The 24,706-nt window shown below is 71.7% G+C and carries 24 protein-coding genes and 1 pseudogene; 14 read left to right on the top strand and 11 right to left on the bottom strand.

The genetic code is table 11. The features are described 5' to 3' along the window. Positions 1 to 491 precede the first annotated feature (491 nt). Positions 492 to 1,244 carry a TIGR03089 family protein gene (locus AB0H52_RS10285; RefSeq protein ID WP_151489302.1) on the bottom strand — a complete coding sequence of 251 codons (753 nt, stop codon included), beginning with the start codon at positions 1,242 to 1,244 and terminating at the stop codon, positions 492 to 494. Between the two features lie 141 nt (positions 1,245 to 1,385). Here AB0H52_RS10285 and AB0H52_RS10280 point away from each other — a divergent pair, with 141 nt between their 5' ends. Beyond that, positions 1,386 to 2,483 carry a hypothetical protein gene (locus AB0H52_RS10280; protein ID WP_192580209.1) on the top strand — a complete coding sequence of 366 codons (1,098 nt, stop codon included), beginning with the start codon at positions 1,386 to 1,388 and terminating at the stop codon, positions 2,481 to 2,483. Positions 2,484 to 2,763: 280 nt separating this feature from the next. Here AB0H52_RS10280 and ligD (AB0H52_RS10275) read toward each other — a convergent pair whose 3' ends face one another. Then, the gene (gene ligD, locus AB0H52_RS10275; protein ID WP_151489303.1) at positions 2,764 to 3,678 is read right to left on the bottom strand and encodes a non-homologous end-joining DNA ligase; all 915 of its coding nucleotides are present in this window, start codon (positions 3,676 to 3,678) and stop codon (positions 2,764 to 2,766) included. After that, the gene (gene ligD / locus AB0H52_RS10270; RefSeq protein WP_151489304.1) at positions 3,668 to 4,609 is read right to left on the bottom strand and encodes a non-homologous end-joining DNA ligase; all 942 of its coding nucleotides are present in this window, start codon (positions 4,607 to 4,609) and stop codon (positions 3,668 to 3,670) included. The genes ligD (AB0H52_RS10275) and ligD (AB0H52_RS10270) overlap by 11 nt, the downstream gene beginning before the upstream one ends. 85 nt (positions 4,610 to 4,694) lie before the next feature. On the opposite strand from ligD (AB0H52_RS10270), the gene AB0H52_RS10265 reads away from it, so the two are divergent. The 6 genes from AB0H52_RS10265 (at position 4,695) to AB0H52_RS10240 (ending at position 10,021) form a co-directional block, all read left to right on the top strand. Next, a complete protein-coding gene (locus AB0H52_RS10265; protein ID WP_278124981.1) occupies positions 4,695 to 5,717 on the top strand; it encodes a Ku protein in 1,023 nt (340 codons plus the stop codon). Between the two features lie 72 nt (positions 5,718 to 5,789). Next, on the top strand, positions 5,790 to 6,428 hold the full coding sequence (locus AB0H52_RS10260) for a DUF4241 domain-containing protein (protein WP_151489306.1): 639 nt from the start codon (positions 5,790 to 5,792) through the stop codon (positions 6,426 to 6,428). A 100-nt stretch (positions 6,429 to 6,528) separates the two neighbouring features. After that, entirely contained in the window at positions 6,529 to 7,239 is a 711-nt protein-coding gene (locus AB0H52_RS10255; RefSeq protein ID WP_151489307.1) for an FKBP-type peptidyl-prolyl cis-trans isomerase, read from the top strand. A gap of 189 nt (positions 7,240 to 7,428) precedes the next feature. Further along, positions 7,429 to 8,256: a hypothetical protein gene (locus tag AB0H52_RS10250; protein ID WP_151489326.1), complete on the top strand. Its 828-nt coding sequence runs from the start codon at positions 7,429 to 7,431 to the stop codon at positions 8,254 to 8,256. 33 nt (positions 8,257 to 8,289) lie between these two features. Beyond that, entirely contained in the window at positions 8,290 to 8,943 is a 654-nt protein-coding gene (locus AB0H52_RS10245; protein WP_151489308.1) for an HAD family phosphatase, read from the top strand. Between the two features lie 67 nt (positions 8,944 to 9,010). Beyond that, the gene (locus AB0H52_RS10240) at positions 9,011 to 10,021 is read left to right on the top strand and encodes an NADPH:quinone reductase (RefSeq protein ID WP_151489309.1); all 1,011 of its coding nucleotides are present in this window, start codon (positions 9,011 to 9,013) and stop codon (positions 10,019 to 10,021) included. Between the two features lie 210 nt (positions 10,022 to 10,231). Here the strand turns inward: AB0H52_RS10240 and AB0H52_RS10235 are convergent, their stop codons facing one another. After that, positions 10,232 to 11,866, bottom strand: a complete 1,635-nt coding sequence (locus AB0H52_RS10235; RefSeq protein WP_357946647.1) for a fatty acid--CoA ligase — start codon at positions 11,864 to 11,866, stop codon at positions 10,232 to 10,234. Positions 11,867 to 11,937: 71 nt separating this feature from the next. Here AB0H52_RS10235 and AB0H52_RS10230 point away from each other — a divergent pair, with 71 nt between their 5' ends. Continuing rightward, positions 11,938 to 12,429: an NUDIX domain-containing protein gene (locus AB0H52_RS10230; RefSeq protein ID WP_151489311.1), complete on the top strand. Its 492-nt coding sequence runs from the start codon at positions 11,938 to 11,940 to the stop codon at positions 12,427 to 12,429. A gap of 226 nt (positions 12,430 to 12,655) precedes the next feature. On the opposite strand, the gene AB0H52_RS10225 is transcribed toward AB0H52_RS10230, so the two are convergent. Continuing rightward, positions 12,656 to 13,765, bottom strand: coding sequence for an FAD-dependent oxidoreductase (locus tag AB0H52_RS10225; RefSeq protein ID WP_151489312.1), 1,110 nt, complete (start codon positions 13,763 to 13,765; stop codon positions 12,656 to 12,658). Between the two features lie 149 nt (positions 13,766 to 13,914). Here AB0H52_RS10225 and AB0H52_RS10220 point away from each other — a divergent pair, with 149 nt between their 5' ends. Next, positions 13,915 to 14,769, top strand: a complete 855-nt coding sequence (locus tag AB0H52_RS10220; protein ID WP_225854311.1) for a helix-turn-helix transcriptional regulator — start codon at positions 13,915 to 13,917, stop codon at positions 14,767 to 14,769. A gap of 46 nt (positions 14,770 to 14,815) precedes the next feature. Here the strand turns inward: AB0H52_RS10220 and AB0H52_RS10215 are convergent, their stop codons facing one another. Next, positions 14,816 to 16,492, bottom strand: coding sequence for an MDR family MFS transporter (locus AB0H52_RS10215; protein WP_151489314.1), 1,677 nt, complete (start codon positions 16,490 to 16,492; stop codon positions 14,816 to 14,818). 105 nt (positions 16,493 to 16,597) lie between these two features. Next, a complete protein-coding gene (locus AB0H52_RS10210) occupies positions 16,598 to 16,933 on the bottom strand; it encodes a DJ-1/PfpI family protein (protein WP_357946475.1) in 336 nt (111 codons plus the stop codon). Positions 16,934 to 17,065: 132 nt separating this feature from the next. Here AB0H52_RS10210 and rfaE2 point away from each other — a divergent pair, with 132 nt between their 5' ends. Continuing rightward, a complete protein-coding gene (gene rfaE2 / locus AB0H52_RS10205; RefSeq protein ID WP_357946472.1) occupies positions 17,066 to 18,889 on the top strand; it encodes a D-glycero-beta-D-manno-heptose 1-phosphate adenylyltransferase in 1,824 nt (607 codons plus the stop codon). Beyond that, positions 18,886 to 19,764, top strand: coding sequence for a glycosyltransferase (locus tag AB0H52_RS10200; RefSeq protein ID WP_151489315.1), 879 nt, complete (start codon positions 18,886 to 18,888; stop codon positions 19,762 to 19,764). Before rfaE2 ends, AB0H52_RS10200 begins: the two co-directional genes overlap by 4 nt. Before the next feature lies 1 nt (position 19,765). On the opposite strand, the gene AB0H52_RS10195 is transcribed toward AB0H52_RS10200, so the two are convergent. Genes AB0H52_RS10195 through AB0H52_RS10185 form a run of 3 tightly spaced genes read right to left on the bottom strand, consistent with a single transcriptional unit; the run spans position 19,766 to position 21,932 of the window. Beyond that, positions 19,766 to 20,872, bottom strand: a complete 1,107-nt coding sequence (locus AB0H52_RS10195) for a glycosyltransferase family 9 protein (RefSeq protein WP_151489316.1) — start codon at positions 20,870 to 20,872, stop codon at positions 19,766 to 19,768. An 8-nt stretch (positions 20,873 to 20,880) separates the two neighbouring features. Continuing rightward, the gene (locus tag AB0H52_RS10190; RefSeq protein WP_151489317.1) at positions 20,881 to 21,429 is read right to left on the bottom strand and encodes an Hsp20/alpha crystallin family protein; all 549 of its coding nucleotides are present in this window, start codon (positions 21,427 to 21,429) and stop codon (positions 20,881 to 20,883) included. Beyond that, a complete protein-coding gene (locus AB0H52_RS10185; RefSeq protein WP_151489318.1) occupies positions 21,429 to 21,932 on the bottom strand; it encodes a DUF2231 domain-containing protein in 504 nt (167 codons plus the stop codon). Before AB0H52_RS10185 ends, AB0H52_RS10190 begins: the two co-directional genes overlap by 1 nt. Positions 21,933 to 22,112: 180 nt before the next feature. Between AB0H52_RS10185 and AB0H52_RS10180 the strand changes: the two genes are divergently transcribed. From AB0H52_RS10180 to AB0H52_RS10170, 3 genes and pseudogenes are all read left to right on the top strand, one after another. Beyond that, entirely contained in the window at positions 22,113 to 22,730 is a 618-nt protein-coding gene (locus AB0H52_RS10180; protein ID WP_151489319.1) for a pyridoxamine 5'-phosphate oxidase family protein, read from the top strand. Positions 22,731 to 22,775: 45 nt separating this feature from the next. After that, a complete protein-coding gene (locus tag AB0H52_RS10175) occupies positions 22,776 to 23,420 on the top strand; it encodes a class I SAM-dependent methyltransferase (protein WP_151489320.1) in 645 nt (214 codons plus the stop codon). Between the two features lie 84 nt (positions 23,421 to 23,504). Continuing rightward, a pseudogene (locus AB0H52_RS10170) lies at positions 23,505 to 23,732 on the top strand (patatin-like phospholipase family protein); the annotation flags it as partial. A gap of 161 nt (positions 23,733 to 23,893) precedes the next feature. Here the strand turns inward: AB0H52_RS10170 and AB0H52_RS10165 are convergent. Then, a complete protein-coding gene (locus tag AB0H52_RS10165) occupies positions 23,894 to 24,685 on the bottom strand; it encodes an ABC transporter ATP-binding protein (protein ID WP_151489327.1) in 792 nt (263 codons plus the stop codon). Between the last annotated feature and the right edge of the window lie 21 nt (positions 24,686 to 24,706).

Genomic DNA, 24,706 nt, shown 5'->3' with positions numbered 1-24,706 from the left:
GGTCTGATACGCATGCTCGCCACTCGACCAGAGGGATGCTGCCTGAAATGCAACGAGCTGATCGTGCGTGGAGTTCACGTGTCGCCGACCCCTTCCAGGTAAATCAATCGGTATGGAGCGCGCCACAGTCAAGTGGCACACTTACACAACGGGCCTGAGGGGCAGCGGGTTCATCAGAGGGCATTCGAATTCTTGAGCGGGTTGAGTCCTCCACGATCCCAGGGGATTGACCAGCCGACTTCGCCCGGGCCTGCGCCCGTTGGAAGGTACGCCAGTCGATGGGCCGGGTCGGGTCATGCTTCGACAACACCGTCGCCGAGGCGACCGGTGTGCCCTGCCGCCCGACCACACCGCGCCCTGCTCACGGCGCGCCCTGGCACAACCACCAGCGCTACGCGCCCTCTCGGAAATGATCAAGAGGTTTGCGTCACCGATCAGCATTCCGGCGACGCAAACCTCTTGATCAACGTGGTGGAGCCGTCCGGCGTGCGTCAGAGCACCCGGGTCACGTGTTCGGCAGCGACGATCGCGTCCCGCCGCGCCGGGTGGAGGTTGGCGCTGATGACCACGGACGCGCCCGCGGAGAGCGGCGCGAGCAACCACTTCAGCGGCTGCTCGTGCTCGGCGGCGTCGACCAGCAGCCGGTCGCCGGCGCGCAGGTTGAGCATCGCGGCGAACTCCTGGGCGAGCGCACCCCACTGCCCGTAGGTGGTGCCGTCCGCGGTGGCCGGGTCCGACGGGCGGATGGCGGTGTGGTCGGGCGTGGCCTCACCGTGGCGGAGCACCTCGGCGGACCAGTCGAGCCAGCCCAACGGCACGTCGGCCAGCCGCCCCGGGCCGGTGCCGACGAGGTAGCGGTGCGTCGCGTCCGGCACGTCCTCCAGCCAGTCGTCCTGCCGCTCGGGGGTCACGAACACTGCGTCGAACGGCCGGTCGCCGCCCGGTTCGAGCACCGCCAGGCCCGCGGTGGCGCGCGGCCGGAACGACACCGCCAGGCCCGAGGCCCACGCGCCCAACAACACCACGGCGGTACGCCAGTGCGGAGGCAGCAGCACCGCTACGCGGCTGCCGGGGCCGAGCCCGCAGCCGTCCCGCAGCAGGCTGGCGCTGCGCGCCGCCCACGCACCGACCTGCTGTGCGGTCAGGTCGACGCGCTCCCCGGTCGCCTCGTCGCGGTAGCTGAGCAGCGGGCGCTCAGTCTCGACGGGTTGGCCACCCAGGTCGGCCGTGACGGTCTGCCGCATCTCCACGCTCCCCGGGTCGACGTCGGCACCACCCTACTCAACGACTTTGGTCGCACCGGTCGTCGGCCGATGGCCGTATCGGGTGACCGGGTGGCCCGCGCACGGTGCGGGTGACCCCCGAGACGCCGCCGAGGAGTGCCGATGCCGACCGAACCCGACCCCGTCACCGCCGATCGACCTTCCGCCGACCGTGCGGTGGGCGCCGGCCGGCTGCCACTGCGCCGGCGGCTCCTGCCGGTGATCGCGTTGCTGCTGCTCGCGCCATGGGCGGCCGAGTGCTCGTGGGGTGGATTCGCCATCGACGACTTCCTCCCGGTGCTGATCGTCCTGGGTCCGATGTACGGCGGGGCGGCGATCCTGATCCGGGAGACCGCCCGCCGCCTCGGTGCGGGCTGGCCGACGATCGTGCTGCTCGCCGCCGCGTTCGGTGTGCTCCAGGCCGGCCTGGTCGACCAGTCGCTGTTCAACCCCGGCTACCTCGACGACACGCAGTACGCGGACACCCGGGCGGCGGCCGAGGCGTCGCTGGTGCCGGGGCTCGGGTTCAGTCTGCGGCAGGCGTTCGACTACGTGGGCAACCACATCCTGCTGACCATCTGCGCGCCGATCGCGTTCGTCGAGTCGTTCCTCGGACCGGAGCGCCGGCTTCGGCCGTGGCTGGCGCGCCCCGGGCTCGTCGTGGTCGGGGTGGTCTACCTGCTCGGCAGCCTCTTTGTCTTCTCGTCACCCGAGGGCCGGAAGAACTTCCTGTCCAGCCCGCTCCAACTGACCGTCGCCGCGCTGGTGGTCCTGGCACTCGTCACGACGGCCCTCCTGCCGCACTGGCGACGCCCGGGCCGCACGGTCGGTGGTGCAGGGCGGAGGGCACCACGTCGCACGCGCCGGGTGCCGCATCCGCTGTGGGTGGGTCTGCTGGTCGTCCTGGCCCACCTCTTCACCGACCTCACGCCCGGCTGGGCGGGAGTGGCCATCGCCCTGGGGCTCGCGGCTGCCGTCGGTGGCCTGGTCGGGCACTGGTCGTCGGGCGTGAACTGGGGGCAGCGGCACGTGCTCGCGGCCGCCTCGGCGAGCGTGGTCAGCGCCGCCGCGTTCGCGTACCTGGTGCCGCCGTACTCCCCGGCGAGCCCGGCGGCGGCCCTCGCCGGCGACGTCGCGGTCTCCGTCATCACGCTCGCCCTGGTCGTGGGTGCCTGGTGGCGGCTGCGTGCTTCGCCCGCTGTTCACGTCGCCGCAAGCTGATGCTCCCCAACGGCTGTCAGCCTCCGTCCGGGTACGACCTAACGGAGGAAGTCCTTGACACTCAGAAGAGCATTCACCGCGCTCACCGCGGCCGGTGTCGCTGCCGCCAGCCTGACCGGGGCCACCCCCGCGTCGGCGGGCGCACACCACCACCCCGGTAAGCCGCTCGCCTTCGATCGGGTCGCCACGTACCCGGTCTTTGCGAACCATCCGGCCGGCGAGGACCCGGCGACGCCGACGGTCGCCGAGATCTCGGCGTGGACGTCGGGCCGGGCGGCCGTCAGCGCGCCGGCAACTCCGGGCCGCCGTCGAGCAGCGGGGCGAGCAGGTCGCCGTACTCGTCGACCCGGTCCAGGACCTCGGCGGCGGTGAACTGGCGGACGGCTGGCCTGCGGCCGTGGGCGCCGGCCTCGACCTCGTCCCAGGTCAGCGGCGTGGACACCGACGGCACCGCCTGGGCCCGCAGCGAATAGGGCGCCACGGTGGTCTTCGCCGCGTTGTTCTGGCTCCAGTCGATGAAGACCTTGCCGGGGCGCAGCTTCTTCGCCATCTTCGACACGATCAGCTTCGGGTGCGCATTCTCCAACTCCTGGGCGATCCGCCGGGCGTAGTCGGAGACGAGATCGGACGGTTGGGTGCCGGCGATCGGGCAGCAGAGCTGCATGCCCTTCTTGCCGGAGGTCTTCGGGTACGAATCGATGCCGTCGTCGGCGAGGCGGTCGCGCATCAGGACGGCCACCGGGCAACACTCGGCGAGCCCGGCCGGCGGGCCCGGGTCCAGGTCGACGACCATCATGTCCGGGTGCTCGCCCACCTTCCACTGGGGTGTGTGCAGCTCCAACGCGGCCAGGTTGGCCAGCCAGACCAGGGTGGGCAGATCGTCGGCGACCACGTAGTCGATCGTCTCCCGGCCCTTCGTCGAGCCGGGGGCGGGCAGATTTTCCACCCGCACCCAGTCCGGGGTCGCGGCCGGCGTGTTCTTCTCGAAGAACGACTTGTCGTCCACCCCGTTGGGGAAGCGGATCCGGGTCACCGGCCGGTCCCGCAGGTGCGGCAGCAGCACCGGGGAGATCCGGGTGTAGTAGTCGATCACCTCACCCTTGGTGAAGCCGGCCGCCGGATAGAGCACCTTGTCCAGGTTGGACAGCTCCAGGGGGCGGCCCTCGACGTCCACCCGCAGCCGTTCAGCCGGCATCGTCGACCTCCTCCGGCGGCTTGTCCGGACGCAGCCGCAGCACCCGGGGGAAGCGCAGCCGGCCGTCCGGGGTGCGTTGGCCGTACTTCACCTCCACCACCACCCGGGGTGCTACCCAGATGGCGCCCCGGGCATCCTCGCGCGGCACGCCCGACGCGAACGGTGACACGCCGGAGCGCAGCGGTTCCAGCTCGGTGAGGAGCGCCCGTTCGATGGCCGCGCCGATTCCGCCGCCGACCCGACCCCGGTAGATCAGCCGGCCGTCCGGGCCGGGAACCCCGACCAACAGCCCGCCGATCCGGCGCGCGCCCGGCCGCCAGCCGCCGATGACGAAGTCTCCGGTCACCTCCAACTTGACCTTTACCCAGTCCGGCGAGCGCACCCCCGGGCGGTAGACGGCACCGACCCGCTTGGCCATCACCCCCTCCAGGCCGTGTTCGCCGGCCGCCTCGTAGGTGGCCGGGCCGTCCGAGAAGACCGGGGGCACCGCCCACCGGACACCGCCGAGAGCGAGGGCGTCCAGGGCCGCGCGGCGGCGCTCATACGGCCAGCCGGTCAGGTCGTCGCCGTTGAACCGCAGCAGGTCGAAGATCATGTACGTCACCGGCATGACCGCCGCCAGCCGGGCCGCCTTGTTGCGGTCCCGCACGTGCATCCGCTCCGCCAGGGCCGTGAACGACGGCTGCCCACCCTCCCCGAGCAGCACCACCTCGCCGTCGAGCAGCGCGTCGTCGACCTGCTCGTTGAGCGTGGCCAGCTCGGGGTACGCGGCGGTGATCTCCACGCCGGAGCGGGCGTACAGGTGCTGGCCGCCGCCGGAGATGTCGGCGAGCGCGCGGACCCCGTCCCACTTGAACTCGTACGCCCAGCCGGCACCGGCCGGGAGCGGCCCGGTCATCGCGAGCATCGGCTTGAGCGGCGCGCCGGACACGACCCGACTGTAGTAGCAGGCCGAACACCTCGCGTCATGTTCTTTCGGATGCGAGCATGGTCGATACCGGGGAAGGGAGCGCAGGATGCGTGCCATCTGGAAAGGAGCCGTGTCGTTCGGGCTCGTCTCGATCGGGGTGAAGCTCTACTCCGCGACCGAGGAGAAGGACATCCGGTTCCACCAGGTGCACCGTGAGGACGGCGGCCGGATCCGCTACAAGCGCACCTGCTCGGTCTGCGGCGAGGAGGTCACCTACGACGACATCGCCAAGGGCTACGACATCGGCGGCGGTGAGATGGTGATCCTCACCGACGAGGACTTCGCCGATCTGCCGCTGACCAGCTCCCGTGCGATCGACGTGCTGGAGTTCGTGCCGGCCGAGCAGGTCGACCCGATCCTCTACAACAAGGCGTACTTCCTGGAGCCGGAGGGCACCGCAACCAAGCCGTACGTGCTGCTGCGCGACGCGCTGATCGACTCGGAGCGGGTCGCCATCGTCAAGGTGGCCCTGCGCCAACGCGAGCAGCTCGCCACGCTGCGAGTACGCGAGGGCGTGCTGCTGCTCAACACCATGCTCTGGCCCGACGAGATCCGTACCCCCGATTTCGGGTTCCTCGACGAGGACCTCAAGGTGCGCCCACCCGAGCTGGCCATGGCCAGCTCGCTGATCGACTCGATGACCGGCGAGTTCGAGCCGGACGTCTTCACCGACGACTACCGGGCCGCGTTGCAGGAGGTCATCGACGCCAAGGTGGAGGGTCGGGAGGTCGTCCAGCCGGAGGAGGTCGAGGAGGCCCCGGCCGCGGCGGTGGATCTGATGGCCGCACTGAAGGCGTCGGTGGACCGGGCCCGGGCGGCCCGCGGCGAGCAGCCCGCCGGCGGCGGCGGGGGCGGCGAACCGACGCCCATCTCGTCGGCCCGCTCGGCGCAGAAGGCGGCCGAGAAGAAGACGGCCAAGGCACCCGCGAAGAAGACCGCGGCGAAGAAGACGACCGAGAAGAAGACGGCCGCGAAGAAGGCCGAGCCGGCGAAGAAGACGGCCGCGAAGAAGACGGAGCCGGCGAAGAAGACGGCCGCCCGCAAGACCGCACCCCGCAAGAGCGCCTGACCGTACGCGGCACCGACGGTGTCCGCCGGACCGGGTACGCTCCGCCGGCCAGTGGCCACCGGAGGAGCCCTCATGCCGTACACCCCTGACCTGGGCCGGTTGTTGACGCCCGGTGCCCGCTTCACGGATCAGCACGGCGCGTACCTCATCGAGGTCCACCCGGTGGGCGACATCGTGCTGCCGACCGGCCAGGTGGTGGGGTGTGATCCGCTGGTGCGGCCGGAGGCCGAACCGTTCACGGTCACCGTGCCCCCGGGGCGGCATCCCGCCCGGGCCTGGGTGGCCGCGGTGCTCCGGGAGGACGCCGAGGTGGACCGGCGGGTCGCCGCGCTGGAACTGGTCGTCTCCGACGAGCCGACGGTCCGCTGGGAGCCGGCCGTCGTCGGCGACCAGGACGTCGCCGCGCTCGGCGCCGACGACTACTTCGGGTACGGGGTGGACGCCGGCGCGGGCACCCTGGCCGATCCGACGGCGCTCACCGCCCTGGAGGCGTGGGAGTACGACCGGGTGGAAGAGGTGTTCATCCCGGCCGAGACGCCCGCCTCGCCCGTTCCGGGGCTGATCACGGTGGTGCTGGACGAGGCCACCGGCGCGAACGTCGTCACCGTGTCCACCGGGTGGGGCGACGGCTGCTACGGCACCTGGATCGGGCGGACGGCCGACGGCCGGGTCACCTCGTTCGTGACCGACTTCATGGTCGTCCCGGAATAACCGTCGCGGACAGCGTCACTCGGCGATCCGTTGCATCCGGGGCGGGCACAGCAGGCCGCCGGGCGGGTACCGTGTGCGTCGGCTTTCCCCCCGGCACCGCGTGCCGGCCACACCTTCGCAGCAGGGAGTCGACGACGTGAGCGAGCGCACGCAGCAGAACCGGTCGGAGGGCCAGAGCCCGGCGACGAAGGCGGGGCGGCGGCTGGCCGCCCAGCTGGCGGCGCAGAAGGCCGCCGAGGCGAAGCGACGCCGCAACGCGTGGATCGGCGGTGCCGCCGGCGTTGCCGTGATGGCGCTGCTGATCACGGTCTTCGTGATCGTCGACAAGAACCGGGAGGACAAGCCCGCGACCCAGGCCGGCGCGACCCCGTCCGCCTCCGCCCCGGCCCCGGACGCCCCGACCGCGCCCCCCGCGCCGCAGCTGCCCGAGGGGGCCGACCCGGCGCTGGGCAGCAAGCCGGCGGTGAAGGCGGGCACGGGTGAGCTGAAGAAGCTCACCGTCACCCCGGTGATCAAGGGGACCGGCGCGGCGGTGAAGAAGGGTCAGTCCATCACCACCAACTACGTCGGCGTCTTCTACAAGGACGGCAAGGAGTTCGACTCCTCCTGGAACGCCGGGCGGCCGGCCTCCTTCCCGATCGGTGTGGGTCAGGTCATCCCCGGCTGGGACCAGGGGCTGGTTGGCGTGACCGTGGGCAGCCGGGTGCAGCTCGACATTCCGGGCGAGTTGGCGTACGGCAAGGACGCCGCCGCTAGCGGTTATCCCGAAGGCCCGCTGCGCTTCGTGGTGGACGTGCTCGCCGCCCAGTGACCTGCCCGGATCGTCCTGGTTGTCGCCGGGACGCGATGGAGTTGTTCACATGAGGCTTCCGGCCCGTCACCCTCCGGCAGTAGGTTCGGCGACACCCCGGGCGGCCCCCCGTCCGGGGTGACCATGCGGACGCAGGACCCGGAGGTGCACGTGACGGCGCTGGACGAGCCCGGGCGGACCGCTCGGTTGATGTGGACGCACTTCGAGCCGGTGCACGCGGTCACCTACTTCCACCCCCGGGCTCGGGCCGCGTACGAGGCGGTCGGGCTGCGCGGCTACTGGCGGGGCTACTTCGCCGGTCGGGCCGCACCGCTGGGCGCGACCGAGGCGGCCCCGGTGATCGCCACCTTCTTCACCTTCGCGCCGCCGATGGTGACCCGGGCGCTGCCGGCGGTCTGGCGGCTGGCCACTCCGCAGGAGGCGCTGCGCGCCCGGCTGACCGGTGCGGTGCAGGCCCTCGCCGAGCTGACCTACGAGCTGCCGGAGACGCACCTGGCGGAGGCCGCCGACCTGCTGGAGAAGGCCGCCGGGGCGGCGCGGACGGCTGGCCGGGTGCTCGGCGCGGTCAACGCGGCGCTGCCGACCGGGGAGTACCCCCTCGCCCGGATGTGGCAGGCCGCCACCACGCTGCGCGAGCACCGGGGCGACGGGCACGTGGCGGCGCTGGTCGCCGCCGACCTGGACCCGGTGGAGACGCTGGCGTGGCGGGTCGCGTTGGACGGCACGGCGCCGGAGTATCTGCTGGGCCGGGGCTGGTCGGAGGAGCAGTGGCACGCCGCCCGCGAGCGGCTGTCGCAGCGGGGCTGGTTGACACCGGACGGAGCGGCCACCGACCACGGGCGGGTCGCCTTCCAGGCGGTCGAGGACGCCACCGACCAGGCCGCCGCGCACCCGTGGCAGGCCCTCGGCCCGTCCGGCACCGATCGGCTCCGGGAGCTGCTGGAGCCGATCGCCCGGACCTGCCACACGCTGATCCCGGCGGGCAGCCCGATCGGGCTGCCCGCGCTGCCCGGCTGACCGGACGCCTCCGGTTCGGGCAGGATGGGGCCCGTGGTGGATGCGGTGGTCTTCGACCTGGACGGCGTGATCGTGGATTCCGAACCGGTGTGGGAGGAGGTCCGGCGGGCGTACGTGGCGGCGCACGGCGGCACCTGGCAGCCCGACACGCAGCGCCGGTTGATGGGCATGAGCACCGGCGAGTGGGCGCACTATCTAAGCGGTGAGCTGGGCGTGGACCGCACCGCCGCGCAGGTCGCCGACGAGGTGGTCGAGGAGATGACCCGGCGCTACCGCGACCACGTACCCCTGATCGACGGCGCCGACGACGTGGTGCGCCGGCTGGCCGCGCGGTGGCCGCTGGGGTTGGCCAGCTCGTCGCCGACCCGGCTGATCGCGGCGGCGCTGACCGCCACCGGCCTGACCGACGCGTTCGTGACGACCCTGTCCACCGAGCAGACCGAGCGCGGCAAGCCGGCGCCCGACGTCTACCTGGACGTCGCGCGGCGCCTCGGCGTCGACCCGGCCCGCTGCGTGGCCGTGGAGGACTCGTCGAACGGGGTCCGGTCCGCCTCGGCGGCGGGGATGCGGGTGGTCGCGGTGCCGCACGGGTCGTACCCCCTCGACCCGGACGCCGCGGGCCTGGCCGTGGTGTCGCTGAGCGCGATCGGTGAGCTGACCCCGCAGCTGGTGGACGACCTGGGTTGACGCGCGCTGAGCCGGGTACCGCAGCCGCGGTGCCCGGCCGGACGCCCTGCGTGTGAGGAGATCACGGATGAAAGCCGTCGTGTACGAACGCACCGGCGACCCTTCGGTGCTGGAGCTGGTCGACCGGCCGGTGCCGGAGCCCGGAGCGGGCGAGGTGTTGATCCGGATGGCGGTCTCCGGGGTGAACCCGACCGACTGGAAGTCGCGCCGGGCCTTCGCACCGGACGGCTGGCAGATCCCCGGGCAGGACGGCGCGGGTGTGATCGAGGCGGTCGGCGAGGGGGTCGACCGTGAGCTGATCGGCGAGCGGGTCTGGATCTGGGAGGCGGCCTGGCAGCGGCCGTGGGGCACCAGCGCGGAGTACACGCTGGTGCCGGTCCGGCAGGCGGTGCCGCTGGGCGACGCGTCGTTCGAGGTGGGGGCCAGCCTGGGCATTCCGTTCCTCACCGCGCACCGCTGCCTGACGGCTGGTGAGTTCATGCCGGACGCGCTGCGCGCCGGTGCGCTGACCGATCACACCGTGCTGGTGCAGGGTGGGGCGGGTGCGGTCGGCAACGCGGCGATCCAGCTCGCCCGCTGGGCCGACGCCACGGTGATCGCCACGGTGAGCAGTGCGGAGAAGGCGCAGCTCGCGGCGGCGGCCGGCGCCTCCTACGTGATCAACTACCGGGAGGAGGACGTGGTCGAGGAGGTCCACAAGATCGCTCCCGACGGGGTCCACACGATCGTGGAGGTCTCTCCGGCGCGGAACGCGGCGGCGGACGCGCAGGTGCTCCGTAACGGCGGCGCGGTCTGCGTGTACGCCGACGACGGCGGGACCGACGTGACGATCCCGATCCGCCCGCTGTACGTGGTGAACGCCCGCTGGCAGTTCGTGCTCGTCTACACGGAACCGAAGGCGGCGAAGGCGCAGGGCGTGATCGACGTCGCGGCCGCCGCCAACCAGGGTTGGGTGCGTGTCGGGGCGGACGCCGGTCTGCCGCTGCACCGCTACCCGCTGGCCGAGACGGCCGCCGCGCACCAGGCGGTGGAGGACTCGGCGGTGGGCAAGGTGCTGATCAGCACCAGCGACGCCTGATCGGGTCGCTCAGCACCCGATTTCCCCGTCATCAGGCCCGATTTCCCCGTCATCAGGACAGAGGCGAACAAGTTTCGCAACAATGACTGTGCGGGTCGCCCCGCGTGAAGCGGGCGGCCCCGGCGCGGTGCGAACGCCGGGGCCGCCCCCTGGGGGGAGGAACGTCAGGAGTAATCCCTCACCCAACAGGCGACGGTGCCCGGAAAGACGTTACGGGGCTGTCAGCTCCCGGACAGTCAGCTCGCCCTCGGCGTACCGCGAACGGACGACCTTCTTGTCGAACTTGCCGACGCTGGTCTTCGGCACCGCGTCGATGAACGCCCACCGCTCGGGCAACTGCCAGCGGGCCACCGAACCGGCCAGGAAGTCACGCAACTCCTCGGCGGTCACCGAGGCACCCTCCCGGACCACCACGGTCGCCAGGGGCCGCTCGTCCCACCGCTCGTCCGGCACACCCACCACGCACGCCTCCAACACCGCCGGGTGGCCCATCAGCGCGTTCTCCAACTCCACCGACGAGATCCACTCACCGCCGGACTTGATGACGTCCTTGGCGCGGTCGGTCAGCGTGATGTACCCGTCCGGGGAGAGGGTGCCCACATCCCCCGTACGCAGCCAACCGTCGCGGAACCTTTCCTCGTCTCCGACGTCGTCACCGACGTACCGCGCGGTCACCCACGGCCCACGGACCTCCAACTCGCCCACGGCCGTGCCGTCGGCGGGCAACGGCTCACCCAGCGGGCCGACGATCCGCGCCTGCACGCCCGCCGGCACGCGGCCCTGCGTGTAGCGGTAGCGCCACGCCTCTTCGCCACTCACGCCGGCCGGCGGGCGGGAGACCGACCCCAACGGCGACATCTCGGTCATCCCCCAGGCGTGGATGACGTCGATCCCGTGCCGCTCGTCGAACGCGTGCATCAGCGCCGGCGGACAGGCCGACCCACCCACGATCACCTCGGTGAGCGACGATGTGTCCACCTCGTGGCCGTCCAGGTAGGCCAGCAGGTCGGTCCAGATCGTCGGCACCGCGCCGGCCAGGGTGGGTCGCTCGGCGGCGATCATCTCGGCGATCGGCGCGGCCTGGAGGAAACGGTCCGGCATGATCAGCGACGCGCCGGAGAGGAACGCCGCGTACGGCAGGCCCCACGACATGGCGTGGAACATCGGCACGATCGCCAACTCCCGGTCGGTCGGCTCGAGGCCGAAGCCCTCCGGCATGCAGACCTGCAACGAGTGCAGGTAGATCGACCGGTGCGAGTACGCCACACCCTTCGGGTGGCCGGTGGTGCCGGAGGTGTAGCAGAGCGCCGCCGCGTCGTGCTCGTCCACCGCGGGCCAGTCGTACACGTCGGGACGGTCGGCGAGCAGCGCGTCCCAGTGGTGCACGGTGATCCGGTCGCCGGCCGCCGCCACCAGCGGCGCCGGATCGCCACCGCCGACGACCACCACGTGCCGCACCGTGGTCAGCTCGCCGATCACCCGGGCCAGCAGCGGGATGAGGGTGCTGTCGACCAGCACCACCCGGTCCTCGGCGTGGTTGGCGATGTAGACGACCTGGTCGGGGAAGAGCCGGATGTTGAGCGTGTGCAGCACCGCGCCCATGCTCGGCACCGCGAAGTAGGCGACCAGGTGCTCGTTGTTGTTCCACATGAAGGTGGCGACCCGCTCGTCGCCGGTCACCCCGCACTCGTCCCGCAGTGCGTGTGCCAGCCGGGCGGCGGCCCGGCCCACCTCGGCGTACGTCATCCGCCGGGGTTCCGCGCCGGTCCAGGTGACCACCTCGGCCGTGCCGTGCACGGTGGCGCCATGGTCGAGGATCCGGGCGACCTGCAGAGGGGCGTCCATCATCGTGCTACGCATGGGTAACAAGCTAGTGTCGCCGGTCACACGTTGGGAACCCCCGTAAATTGTCGCAGGTGAGCATCTCCTGGGCCGACTCGTACGTGGGGCAGTTACGCGCGCTCGCCGGCGACCGAACGCTGATGTTCGTCGGTGCCCGCGCCGTGGTCAGCGACAACGCCGGCCGCACCCTGCTGATCCAACGCTCCGACAACGGCCAGTGGGCCATGCCCGCCGGGGCGATGGAACTGGGCGAGTCGATCGCCGACTGCGCGGTGCGCGAGGTCCGCGAGGAGACCGGGCTGCGGGCACTGCGGGTCTGCGCGTTCGCCCTCTACACCGGGCCGGACCGGACCAGCACCAACATGTACGGGCACACCTACCAGGTCTTCACCACGGCGTTCAAGGTGGAGGAGTGGGACGGACAACTGACCCGGACCACCGACGAGACCACCGACGCGGGCTTCTTCCCCCGCGACCGGTTCCCCAGCCCGCTCTCCGCCTCCGTCGCCGAGACCCTGGCCGACCTGGACGTCTTCGAGCAGACCAACCGTCTGATCCTGAAGTAGGTCCGGCTCCGGAGGGCCGGGTCGGCCGGCCGGCCGAGGTAGATGTCCAGCGGCTCGGCCGAGCCGCCCGCCGGCACCGGACCGGAGATGTTCACGCAGACGAACGGGGAGTAGTCACACTGCCAGGACGGCTCCGGTTTCACCGTAGTGGTACGGCGCGCCGGCCTGCCTGCGCATCGATCCGCACGACGGGCGCGTCAGAATCGCCGTCAGCCGGTCGGTCTGCTCAGGCAGCCGTGGGGCCGAACTGTTCGGTGAAGCGCCCGGTGAACAGGTCGACACCCTTGTACTCGGAAACCGTCGCGGCGGGAACGACGGCCGGGCCGTCCGGCGTGGGCATCTGGCCGACACCGCGACGCGACCCGAGTGGAATCAGGATCATGGGGTCGGGCATCGGTCGGTAGGTGGCCGCGACCTGCTCGCCACGCAGGTGCGCGGTGATGTTCTGCGCCACGACCTCGGCGTGTCGCAACGCGTACGCCGCCATCTTGTCCTCGGCGACATCGGTGAGGTCGCCGATCGCGTAGACGTGGCCGAGGATGCCGTCGGGCCCGTGGACGTTGAGGGTCTCGGTGACGGACACCTGCCCCTGCGGCGTGAGCGTGGTGAGCCGGCCGTCGGTGAGGTAGTCGCTGTTGACACGCAGGCCGAAGGCACGGAACCAGATGTCGGCAGTGATCTCCTCACCCCCGGTGGTGGTGGCCGTGAAGGTCCCGGCCCGACTGGCCTCGGTCGTCGGCGGTGCGGTCAGGCCGGTGCCCAGCCGCACCTGGATGCCCAGCTCATCGAGCTGCCGGTGCAGGTCGTCGCGCATCTCCGACTTGAAGTCGGGCAGCAGCCGCTCGGCCGGATCGACGATGGTGACGTGCTTGTCCGGCCAGACGTCCTTGATCTCACCGGCCAGCTCCAACCCGACCGGCCCGGCACCGAGGATCAGCACCCGCTCGGCGCTGGCCAGCTCCTTGTGGGTCTGGCGCAGGTCGTCGAGTGCCTCGTCGACGGAGTCGGCGTTGAGTCTGGCCGGGTAGGCGTAACTGGAACCGGTCGCGAGGACCAGATAGTCCGCCGCGACGCGCCGGCCCGAGGCCAGCGTGACGCCGTCGGGATCCACCGAGACCGCTCGGTCGCGGATCACCGTCCCCCGCGTGAGCAGCGTGTCGAAGGGAAAGAACATGTTGCCGGCCCAGTCGGGCCGGGTCAGCGCCCGCAGCGATCCCGCCACGTTGACGAACGCGTCCCGAGGGTCGATGAGGACGACGTCGGCCTCGTCCTGGAGCGCCTTGGCGACCGCCGCGCCCCCGTAACCGCCGCCGACGACGACAACCGTACGACTCATGATTTCAGCTCCTGCCGACCATCGATGTGCGCTCGACCGCTGTCGAGCGCCGTCCCCAACCGTCGTCAGCTCGACGGCACCCAGGGAGGCCGCTGTGAGGCTGGTAGTGGCAGGGACACCATCGGAATGGCCGGCGTTGTTACGTTCGGATGGTGAGCGACAACGAACTCGGACTGTTCCTGCGCGTCCGCCGAGAGGCGGTGACTCCGGCCGAGGTGGGGCTGCCCTCCGGGTCGCGCCGGCGCACCACCGGGCTACGCCGCTCCGAGGTGGCGGCCCTCGCCGACGTGAGCGTGGAGTACGTCACGAGACTCGAACAGGGCCGTGACCGTCGACCGTCTCCGCAGGTGCTCGCCGCCCTCGCCACCGCACTCCGGTTGACCCGCACCGAACGCGTTCACCTGTACCGCCTCAGCAAGGGGGCCGATCCCGGCTTCAACTGCCGGGGCGACACCACGCCGGAGCGCACGGTACGTCCGACCGTGCAGGCCCTGCTCGACCGTCTCGGTCCGACACCGGCGGTGCTGCTCAACCAGCTGAGCGACATCCTCGCCCACACCGCCGGCTTCGTCCGGCTGGTCGGACCGATCGGGTTGCTGGACGCGACACAGCCCAACCTCGCCCGGTTCGTCCTCAGCGACTCCCGGGCACGGGGCGCGTACCCCGACTGGGACCACGTCGCCGACGAGCAGGTCGCCACCCTCAAGCAGGGGCCGTTTCGGGCATATCCGCCGATGGCCGCCCTGGCTGACGAGTTGACCGTCACCGCGGGCGACGCGTTCACCCGTCGCGTCGACACGGTCCCCAGCCTGCCGAAGGCCAGCGGCATCGTCCGTCTGGCCCATCCCGAGGCGGGCATGCTCCGGCTGGCGTACGAGATCCTCGAACTCCCCGACGACGACCAGCGGCTGATCGTCCACCTGCCCGCCGACGCGGCGACCTCCGCCGCGCTGGACCGCCTCACCAGCCAGCACTCGCAGCCCCTGCGCCTCGTGGCCGGATGACGCCGGCCGCCTCGGAACTGGTCCGGGGCGGCCGACGTCGACGCGGTCAGATCATCGTCTGGGACTTGGACTCCATGTCCGCGGCGGCCTCTTCCTTGGACTCGCGGTTCAACGGCTTACCGCCCGGCGCGGCGGCCTTACCGCCGAGCGGGTCGGCACCACCGGTGGCGCCCTCCGGCCCCGCGCCCCGCAGCGTGCTGTTGGGCATCGTCACCGTGACCAGCACCGCCACGATGGCGATCAGGCCGGCGGTCAGGAAGACCAGGTGCAGTGATTCGACGAACGACGCCTGGATGGCGGCCCGGACGGCACCGGGCAGCGCCATGATGGTCGCCGGGTCGTTGATGGAGATGTTCGTGCCGCCGCCGGCGGCGACCGCTGCCCGCTGCTCCGGGGGCAGCTGGGCGATCGCTCCGGGCAGCCGGTCGGCCAACTGCGAGTTGAGCCGCGACGACAGCAGCGTACCGAGGATCGCCACCCCGAACGAACCCCCCAGCGACCGGAAGAAGGTCGCCGAGGACGTGCCGGCGCCCAGGTCCCGCACGGAGACCGCGTTCTGCACCGCGAGGACCAGCGACTGCATGCACAGACCCAGGCCGACGCCGATCACCACCATGAAGCCGAACGCCACCCAGAGCGACGTGCCCACCTGCAGTCGGGTGAACAGCAGCATGCCCACCACCAGGGTCGCCGACCCGACCACCGGGAACCACTTGTACCGCCCGATCCGGCTCATCGCCCGCCCGGTCAGGATCGAGGTGACGATGATGCCGGCCATCATCGGCAGCATCAGCAGACCGCTCCGGGTCGGCGAGGCGCCCTTCACGATCTGCAGGTACAGCGGGATGAAGATGATCGAACCGAACATCACCAGACCGAGCACGAAGCCGGCCGAGTTGGCGAGCGCGAACGTGGCGCTGCGGAACAGCCGCAGCGGCAGGATCGGTTCGGCGACCCGGGCCTCCTGGAGCACGAACAGGACGGCCAGCACGGCACCCGCCACCAAGAGGCCGATGATCACCCCGGAGCCCCACGGGTACTCGTTGCCGCCCCAGCTCAACGCGAGCAGCAGACAGCTCACCCCGGCCACCAGCAGTCCCGCGCCGAGCCAGTCGATCGCGTGGTCACGGCGCTCGAACGGGATCAGCCGCATCACGTGGTAACAGACCACGATGGCGAGGATCGCCAGCGGCACGTTGATGTAGAAGATCCACCGCCAGTCGGTCTCCGCGAAGTAACCACCGACCAGCGGACCGGCCACCGACGAGATCCCGAAAACGGCACCGAACAGCCCCTGGTAGCGGCCACGCTCCCGAGGTGACACGACATCCGAGATGATCGTGAACGCCAACGTCAGCAGACCACCGGCACCGAGGCCCTGGATGCCCCGCGTGACGATCAGCTGGGTCATGTTCTGCGACAACCCCGCCAACAGCGACCCGACCAGGAACGTGCCGATCGAGAACAGGAACACCGGGCGGCGCCCGTACAGGTCGGCCATCTTGCCGTACAGCGGCGTCGACGCCGTCGAGGCGAGCAGGTACGCGGTGACCACCCACGAGTAGTGGTTGATCCCGCCCAGCTCGCCGACGATGGTGGGCAGGGCCGTACCGACGATGGTCTGGTCGAGTGCGGCCAACAGCATGCCGGTCATCAGGCCGAACATGAGCAGCCGGATCTGCTGGCGATTCAGCACCGGCGCTGCGGAGGCTTCGGTGGTCATGTGCCCATCTATCCCGCGAGCCCCGAAACATGCGCCGAACCGAAAAAAACCTCCCACCGCCCACGCAGGGTTGATCAAGAGGTTTGCGTCATCCCGCACGGCGTGTCATGACGCAAACCTCTTGATCACCGGGGTGGGGTTAGGAGGTTGCGAAGGATTTCGTGATCTGGGCGCAGAAGGCGGGGAGGTCGTCGCCATCCCGCCCGGCAGCACCAGCGCGTCGTAGCCGCCCGCGTCCGCCTTGTCCGCGGTGACGTCCACGTCGTACGTCCTGGACTTGTCCAGGTGGTTGAAGGACTGGATGGAGCCGGGCTTGAGCGAGACCAGCTCGACCGTCGCGCCGGCGTCCTCGACCGCCTCGCGCGGCTGGACGTACTCGACCTCCTCGACGCCGTCGGCGGCCAGGAAGGCGATCCGCTTGCCCTGCAGTGTCGGTGCCATGTCGGTACATCTCCTTTCCGGGGGTACCAGAGTTCCCTTCCCGACCTCGAACGCCCGAAACAGCCCAGCGGGGGCTTCCGGGCCGAGCAGCGGGCAGGTTTGTCCCGAGGGCCGCTGGGGACCCGGGGAGGCATGGCAGGAGCAGCAGCGGAACAGCGCCGGCTCGCGACCGTCGTGGAGAGCTGGCTCGGACGCCCAGTCCTGATCGTCGGCGACGCCATGTTGGACGAGTGGCGGTTCGCCGACTCCGACCGGCTGTGCCGGGAGGCGCCCGCCCCGGTCCTCACCCTGCGCCGGCGGATCTCCGCCGCCGGTGGGGCCGCGAACACCGCGGTCAACGTCGCCGCCCTCGGCGGTCGGGCGGTGCTGGTGGCACCGGTCGGTGCCGACGTGGCCGGCGACGAACTGCACGACTGTCTGGACCGGGCCGGCGTCTGGGACCGTACGGTCAACCAGCCGGGCCGGCCCACGCCGGTGAAGCGGCGGATGCTGGCGGGTAACCAGATCCTGCTCCGGGAGGACTCCGGCGACGCGGACGACGCGCTCGACCCGGACGGCGTGACCCGGCTGCTCACCGCGCTGGACTGCGCCACCGAGGAGCTGCGCGCCGCCGCCGGTGGGCAGGCGCCGACCCTGGTGGTCTGCGACTACGGTCTCGGCGCGCTGCCCGCGCCGGTGCGCGCCTGGCTGGTCGAGCAGCGGGAGCGGTACGCCACGGTCGCGCTGGACGCCCACGACCTGGCCGACTGGCGGGGCCTCGCGCCCACCGTGGTCACCCCCAGCTTCGCCGAGGCGACCCGGCTGCTGGCCCGCGCCGGCGGTGCGACCCGGCCGACGGCCGACACCGGCCTGCACCTGGAACACCCCGACATCGACCCGGCCGACGGTCCGTCCGAACTGAGTGTCGGCGCCGCCCCGGGCGGGGCCCGCGCCGACGATCGCCCCGGGCCGGTCGGTGAACCCACGCCCGGCGAGGGCCGGGTGGCCCTCACCGGCGACGGGCTCAGCGTCACCGGCACCGGCGTCACCGTGAACACCGAGGCCGGTGCGGGTGTCGACCGGGCCGTCCTGGCCGAGTCACGCCTGGCCGAGCTGCGCGCGCACACCGGGGCGGACGTGGTCGCGGTGACCCTGGACACCGAGGGTGCGGTGGTCGGCGGCGCCGACGGGGAGCCGCGGCGCAGCCACAGCACCCCGGTCCCGGCGAGCCACGCCGTGGGCGCCGGCGACGCCTACCTGGCGGCGATGACGCTGGCCCTGGCCGCCGACGCCCCGCTGCCCACCGCCGCCCAGCTCGCCCAACTGGCGGCCACCAGCACGGTGTCCGACACCGGCACCTGCGTGTGCCGGCGCGAGGATCTGCTGACCGCGCTCGACCTGCCGGCGGAGACGATCGGGCACCCGTCGCTGGTCGGCACCGACGAGTTGGAGGCGCTCGTCGCCGAGCACCGCGACGCGGGGCGTTCGGTGGTGTTCACCAACGGCTGTTTCGACGTGCTGCACCGGGGTCACGTCCGCTACCTGGAACAGGCCCGCGCCCTGGGCGACCTGCTCATCGTCGCGGTCAACTCGGACGGCAGCGTACGTCGCCTCAAGGGCCCGGACCGGCCGGTCAACCCGGTCGAGGACCGCGGTGCCCTGCTCGCCGCGCTGTCCTGTGTGGACCACGTGGTGGTCTTCGAGGAGGACTCACCCGCCGCGCTGATCGAGGCCGTCCGCCCCGACGTGTACGTCAAGGGCGGCGACTATCCACCTGAGCTGGTGCCGGAGGCGCCGCTGGTGCGCCGGCTGGGCGGCCAGGTGCGCACCCTGGGGTACGTGCCGGACCGGTCCACGTCGGCGATCATCGACCGGATCCGGTCCCACACCCAGGACCGGGAGACCGAGCCGACCCGGGAGAACGACCCGGCCCGGGAGAACGACCCGTCGCTGAGCACCCGCACCCGGGCGTCGTGAACCGCCCCCTCGACCTCGACACGCCAGCGGGCTTCCGTACCGAACGGCTGGTCGACGTGCTGATCCCGACCCGTAACCGGCCGGCCGAACTGGCGGTCACCCTCGCCGGGCTCGCCGCCCAGGAGGGGGTGCCCGGTTTCGGGGTGGTGGTCAGCGACCAGTCCGACGCCGAGCCGGCGTACGCGCACCCGGCCGCGGCGACCATGGCCCGGGCGTTGCGCCACCGGGGTCACCCGGTGCTGCTGACCCGCCGGCTGCCCCGGCGCGGGTTGGCCGAACACCGGGCGTACCTGCTCGCCGCCTCGGCCGCCCGGTACGTGCTCAGCCTCGACGACGACGTCTGGCTGGAGCCGGGGGCGCTGCACCGGCTGGTCACCGCGATCGAGGAGCTGGGCTGCGGGTTCGTCGGCAACGGCGTGCACGGCCTCTCGTACGTCGACGACGTACGGCCGGAGACACACGGGCACTACGAGGAGTGGGACGGCCGGCCCACCCCGGAGCGGATCCGGCCGGGGACACCGGAGTGGAACCGGGCCCGGATCCACTCGGCGGCCAACCTGCTGCACGTCACCGCACAGGCGGCGCTGCCGCCCGATGCCTGGCGCGCGTACAAGGTCTCCTGGATCGGTGGGTGTGTGCTCTACGACCGGGCGAAGCTCGTCGACTCCGGCGGTTTCGACTTCTGGCGGCGGGTGCAGGAGAACCACCAGGGCGAGGACGTCGCCGCCCAGCTCGCCGTGCTGGCCCGGCACGGCGGGGCGGGCATCCTGCCCAGCGGCGCGTACCACCTGGAGTCCCCCACCACGGTCACCGCCCGGGACGTGGAGGCGTGGGAGGTCGTCCTCGCCGACGAGGACACCCCGCAGCCGGCCTGACCTACGGGTTGAGCAGTTCGCGGGCGGCTTCCAGGACTTCGACCACCGGCACGTCGGTGACGAACGAGTCGCGGTGCGGGCACTCGCCGTCGCCGGGCCGGTGCGGATAGATGCCCGGCGTGCAGTCCACCCCGCAGACCGGGCAGTGCACCATCCACGAGCTGATCGGCCGGTGCCGGCCCCGCAACGGATTCGCCGTGGTGATCAGGTTGCCGACCCAGAAGATGCCCACCGTGGGCGTACCCACGGCGGCGGCCAGGTGCACCGGGCCGGTGTCGTTGGAGACGACCAGCGCGCAGTCGGCGTAGCAGCCGACCAGCCCGCCGAGGCTGAGCGTGGCCACCTGCGGCCGGACCGGCACCCCCGCCGCAGCGACGACCCGGTCCACCACCTCCTGCTCGGAGGGCGTACCGGTCACCAGCACCTCGTACCCGTCGCCGTGCAGCGCACGGGCCACCTCGGCGAAACGCTCGGCCGGCCAACGGCGGCGGGTGTCGGTGGCACCCGGATGCAGCGCCACCCGGGGCCGGTCGGCCGGCCCGAGCACCCGGGCCGCCTCGGCCCGGTCGGCGTCGGTGACCGCCAACGCCGGCACGATGGTGGTCGCCGGTGCACCCACCAGGCCCACCACCTCCAGGTAGCGGATCACCTCGTGCTGGTAGTAGACGTAGCGCAGACACCGGTCCAAAGGGGGCGCGTCGTCGGCGCGCAGGCCGACGGTCACCCGTGCGCCGAGCCGGCTCACCAGCGGATTCGAGTTGGCGCCACCGCCGTGGATCTGCACCGCCACGTCGAAACCCTCGCCGGTGGCAGCCGCCAGGAAGTCGTCCATCGACGACTCGGGCTCACCCGATTCGGGCGTACGGATGCCGGGCGCGGGTGGCACCACCAGCACCCGGTCCACCGGGCCGGGCCGGTCGCGCCAGAGCTTCACGTGCCACGGCGCACCGAGCAACACGATCTCCGCCGAGGGGTACGCGGCACGCAGCGCGTCGAGCGCCGGCAGCGCGAAGATGAAATCGCCGAGCGCGTTCGCGCGCAGCACGGCAATCCGCCGCACGTCGGGGACGTACCCGGCCGTCGGGCCGAGCAGGGGCGGGGTGACCACGCGGCCCGCTACGGCCGGTCGATCTCGCCGACGGTGTCCGGGCGGTGCATCTCCCGGTCCGCCGCGGGATCGGCCGGCATCGGCGTACCCCCGAAAGAGCCGCCGGAACGCGGCCCGGTGCGGCCGACGGTGATGGTGCGGGGCGTGGGCCGCGTCGCCCGGGGCACCCGGACGCGGAGCAGGCCGTGGTCCATCACCGCGTCGATGCCCTCCGGGTCGACTCGGGACGGCAGGTCGATCCGATATTCGAAGCCGCGGGTCTCGAAGCCGCCCGGGATGCCCTGGTCGGCGTTGACCTCGGCCTCGGAGCGGGCCCGCACGCACAGCTCCCGGTCGTCCAGCTCGACCGCCACCTCCTCCGGTGCCACACCGGGCAGCCGGACGACGACCTCCCAGCCGTCGGAGGTCTCGCTCAGATCGACGTCGGACGCCCCGGCCCGGCCACCGACCAGGCGACTCAGCTCGGCGCGCAACGCCTGCAACTCGCCCATCGGATCCCAGCCCTGCTGGCGGCCCCGCCATCCCCGGCCGAAACCGCCGCTCTGCTGCTCGCTCATCACACCTCTCCGATCCGCCGGGTGGCCGTGGTCGGCCGCAGTGAGCTGGGGGCGTCCAGGCCGGCATCCCGGTCGACGCCCACACCGAGCCGGTCGACCAGCTCGCCGCCGAGCCAGGCGCTGATGCCGAGGATCGCCACCGCGACCAGCTCGATGGCGATCAGCGCGCCGCCGGCGGCCCGGGAGTCCGCGTTGAGCCGGACCGCCCAGACGGCGGCGAAGAGCAGGATCACCGCGACGTTGGCGGCCGCGTGCAGCAGACCGACCCGCTTGGCGCGGGTGCCGGTCGGTATCGCCAGCAGGTCGAACGAGCCGGCCACCGCGGCGAGCAGGCCGCCGATCAGACCGACGGTGATGTTCCAGTACGCGACCTCGGCGAGGAAGTCGGGACCGCCGACCGTGTCGACCAGGTCGAACAGCACCGCGGTGACCAGCAGCGCGACCGGGAACATGACCAGCATCGGATGGACTGGGTGACCCAGCACCTTGAGTCGGCTCTCCATCTCCCGGCCTCCACTGGTCGGCTTACTGGCTGACTGGCTCCTGCGGACGGTTCGTGCGGCGGGCGTGTCGGGTGAGGCCGTACCCCCGGCAACCAGGCACAAACCTCGCCCTGGTCACGGCGGCCTAGGCTGAGAACCGGTGGTGCCCGCCACCGGGTCAACGGCTGAGGGAGGATCAACGTGACGGTGGAGATCACCTCGCATGAGGAGCTGCGCGAACTGCTCGGGGTGCCGGGCGCGCGGGCCGCCAACAAGGATCGCCCCCGCCTGCACGAGCGGGACCGGCAGTGGCTGGCCGCCGCGCCGTTCTGCCTGGTGGCCACGGCCGGCGCCGACGGCAGTTGCGACGTCTCCCCCAAGGGCGACCCGGCCGGCTTCGCGCTGGTGCTGGACGACACGACCATCGCGCTGCCGGAGCGGCCCGGCAACAAGCGGGCCGACGGCTACCGCAACATCCTCGACAACCCGCACGTCGGGCTGCTCTTCCTGATCCCGGGCCGGACCGACACGCTGCGGATCAACGGGCGAGCCCGGCTCGTACGCGACGCGCCCTGGTTCGACGACATGGTGGTCAAGGGGCACCGGCCGGTGCTCGCCGTCGTGGTGGAGATCGAACAGATCTTCTACCACTGCGCGAAGGCGTTCCTCCGTTCCGCGCTGTGGCAGCCGGAGACCTGGCAGCCCGACGCGCTGCCGACCCGCGCCCGCCTGATCAAGGAGGTCGAGGCGCCGGTGGAGAGCCTGGAGGACCTGGAGCGACACTACGGCCCGGAGTACGCGAAGAACATCTACGCCTGAGGGGCCGCGGGACACCATCCACTTGGGGTGATCTAGCTTTACGGCGTGGACGTTGACGACTGGCTGGCCGACACCCGCACCTCGTACGACAAGGTCGCGGTCAGTTACGCCCAGTTGGTGACCGACCTGCTGGCGCAGGCACCGTACGAACGGGCGGCGCTGGCGTTGTTCGCCGATCTCGTCCGCGCCGGGGGCGGCGGTCCGGTCGTGGACGTGGGCTGCGGGCCGGGCCGCATCACCGCCCACCTGCACGAGCTGGGCCTCAATGCCTTCGGGATCGATCTCTCCCCCGGCATGGTCGCGGTGGCGCGGCGCGACCACCCCGGCCTGAGGTTCGAGGTGGGCTCGATGACCGACCTCGACCTGGCCGACGGCTCGGTCGCCGGCCTGATCGCCTGGTACTCGCTCATCCACGTCCCCGACGATCGGCTCCGCGCGGTCCTCGCCCAGTTCCGGCGGGTGGTGCGTCCCGGCGGCCCGCTGCTGCTCGGTTTCCACGTGGGCGACGAGACGACCCTCAAGACCGAGGGGTACGGCGGCCACCCGATGAAGGTGCGCGTGCATCGGCGCCAGCCGGCCCAGGTGGCGGCCTGGCTGCGCGAGAGCGGCTTCCGGGTCGAGTCGGAGACAACTCTCACTTCGCCGGAGAGCAAGCTCGGCGCGATCATCTTCGGGCGCCGCGAGCCCTGAGCACCCGTTGTCAACCCTCCGCCGCCCCTGCTGGCCTGAAACTGCGAACACCGTTAGCAGTTGACTGCCTCAGGTGGAGGACCGATGACGGACGACGCACGAGCCGTCTGGGTGCTCGGCGGCGGCGGAGTGACCGGCATCGCCTGGGAGGTGGGCATTCTCGCCGGGCTCGCCGACGAGGGGGTGACCGTGGTGCCGGAGGCGGTCATCATCGGCACCAGCGCCGGTGCCGTCGTGGGCGCCCAGATCGCCAGCCGGACTCCGCTGGCGGACCTCTACGAACGCCAGCGCCAAGGCGTGCCACCCGAGACCTCGGCCGCACTGGGCTTCTTCGACCTGCTCCGCCTCGCACGGGCCCAACTGTTCGCCCGCAGCCCGGAGCAGGCCGCCCGCCGCCTCGGCCGCCTCGCTCTCGCCACCCCTCGACCATCGCCAACGTCCCAACCGACCACCCCAACCGCCGGTGACCGAGTTCAAACGACAAGCTCGGTGGGCCCGACTCTTTCCGGCGAGTCGCTGCCAAGTAGCAGTTGGTGCAGTTCCGCGGAGCAGGCGGCGACCTGGTCCATGTGGGCGTTGTGCCCGAAGGAGCGGGGCCGTGGGATGTCGATGTCTACGAGCTGTCGTAGCCGGCCGGGCCGGGCGCTCAGCACCGCCACCCGGTCAGCTAGCAGGACAGCCTCCTGGATGGAGTGGGTCACGAAGACGACGGTCGTGCCGAGATCCATGTGGATTCGCTGCAACTCGGTCGCCATCTCCTCCCTGGTCAGCGCGTCGAGTGCGGAGAACGGCTCGTCCATCAACAGGACCTTCGGCCGCTGGATGAGCGCTCGGCAGAGCGAGACCCGCTGCTGCATGCCACCGGAGAGCTCGTGGGGGAGGCGCTTGGCGAATCCGTCAAGCCCGGTCATTTCCAACAGGTGCATGGCGTGATCGCGATGCTCTGACCTGTGCCACCGGAATATCTCGACTGGCAGCAGCACGTTGCTGAGGACCGTCCGCCAGGGCAGCAGTGCTGGGCGTTGGAACATCATGGCAACGTCACGGCGAGGTCGGGTTACCGGCTCGCCGTCGACCCGGACGTCGCCCGCCGACTGCGGGATTAGTCCGGCGATGAGCCGCAGTAGGGTGGATTTGCCACATCCGGACCGGCCGACCACGGCCATGAACTCGCCGTCGCGGATGTCTAGGTTGATGTTTTCTAGTGCCTTGACAGTACCGGTCCGGCTCTTGAACGACCGTGACACTTCACTGAGGTTGATCATCATGCTCCCAGAGGTCTGTGC

Source organism: Micromonospora sp. NPDC050695, from assembly GCF_040654415.1.
Classification (GTDB): Bacteria; Actinomycetota; Actinomycetes; order Mycobacteriales; family Micromonosporaceae; genus Micromonospora.
Note: the sequence above shows the minus strand (reverse complement) of the source record. Positions and strands in the feature narration are given on the sequence as shown.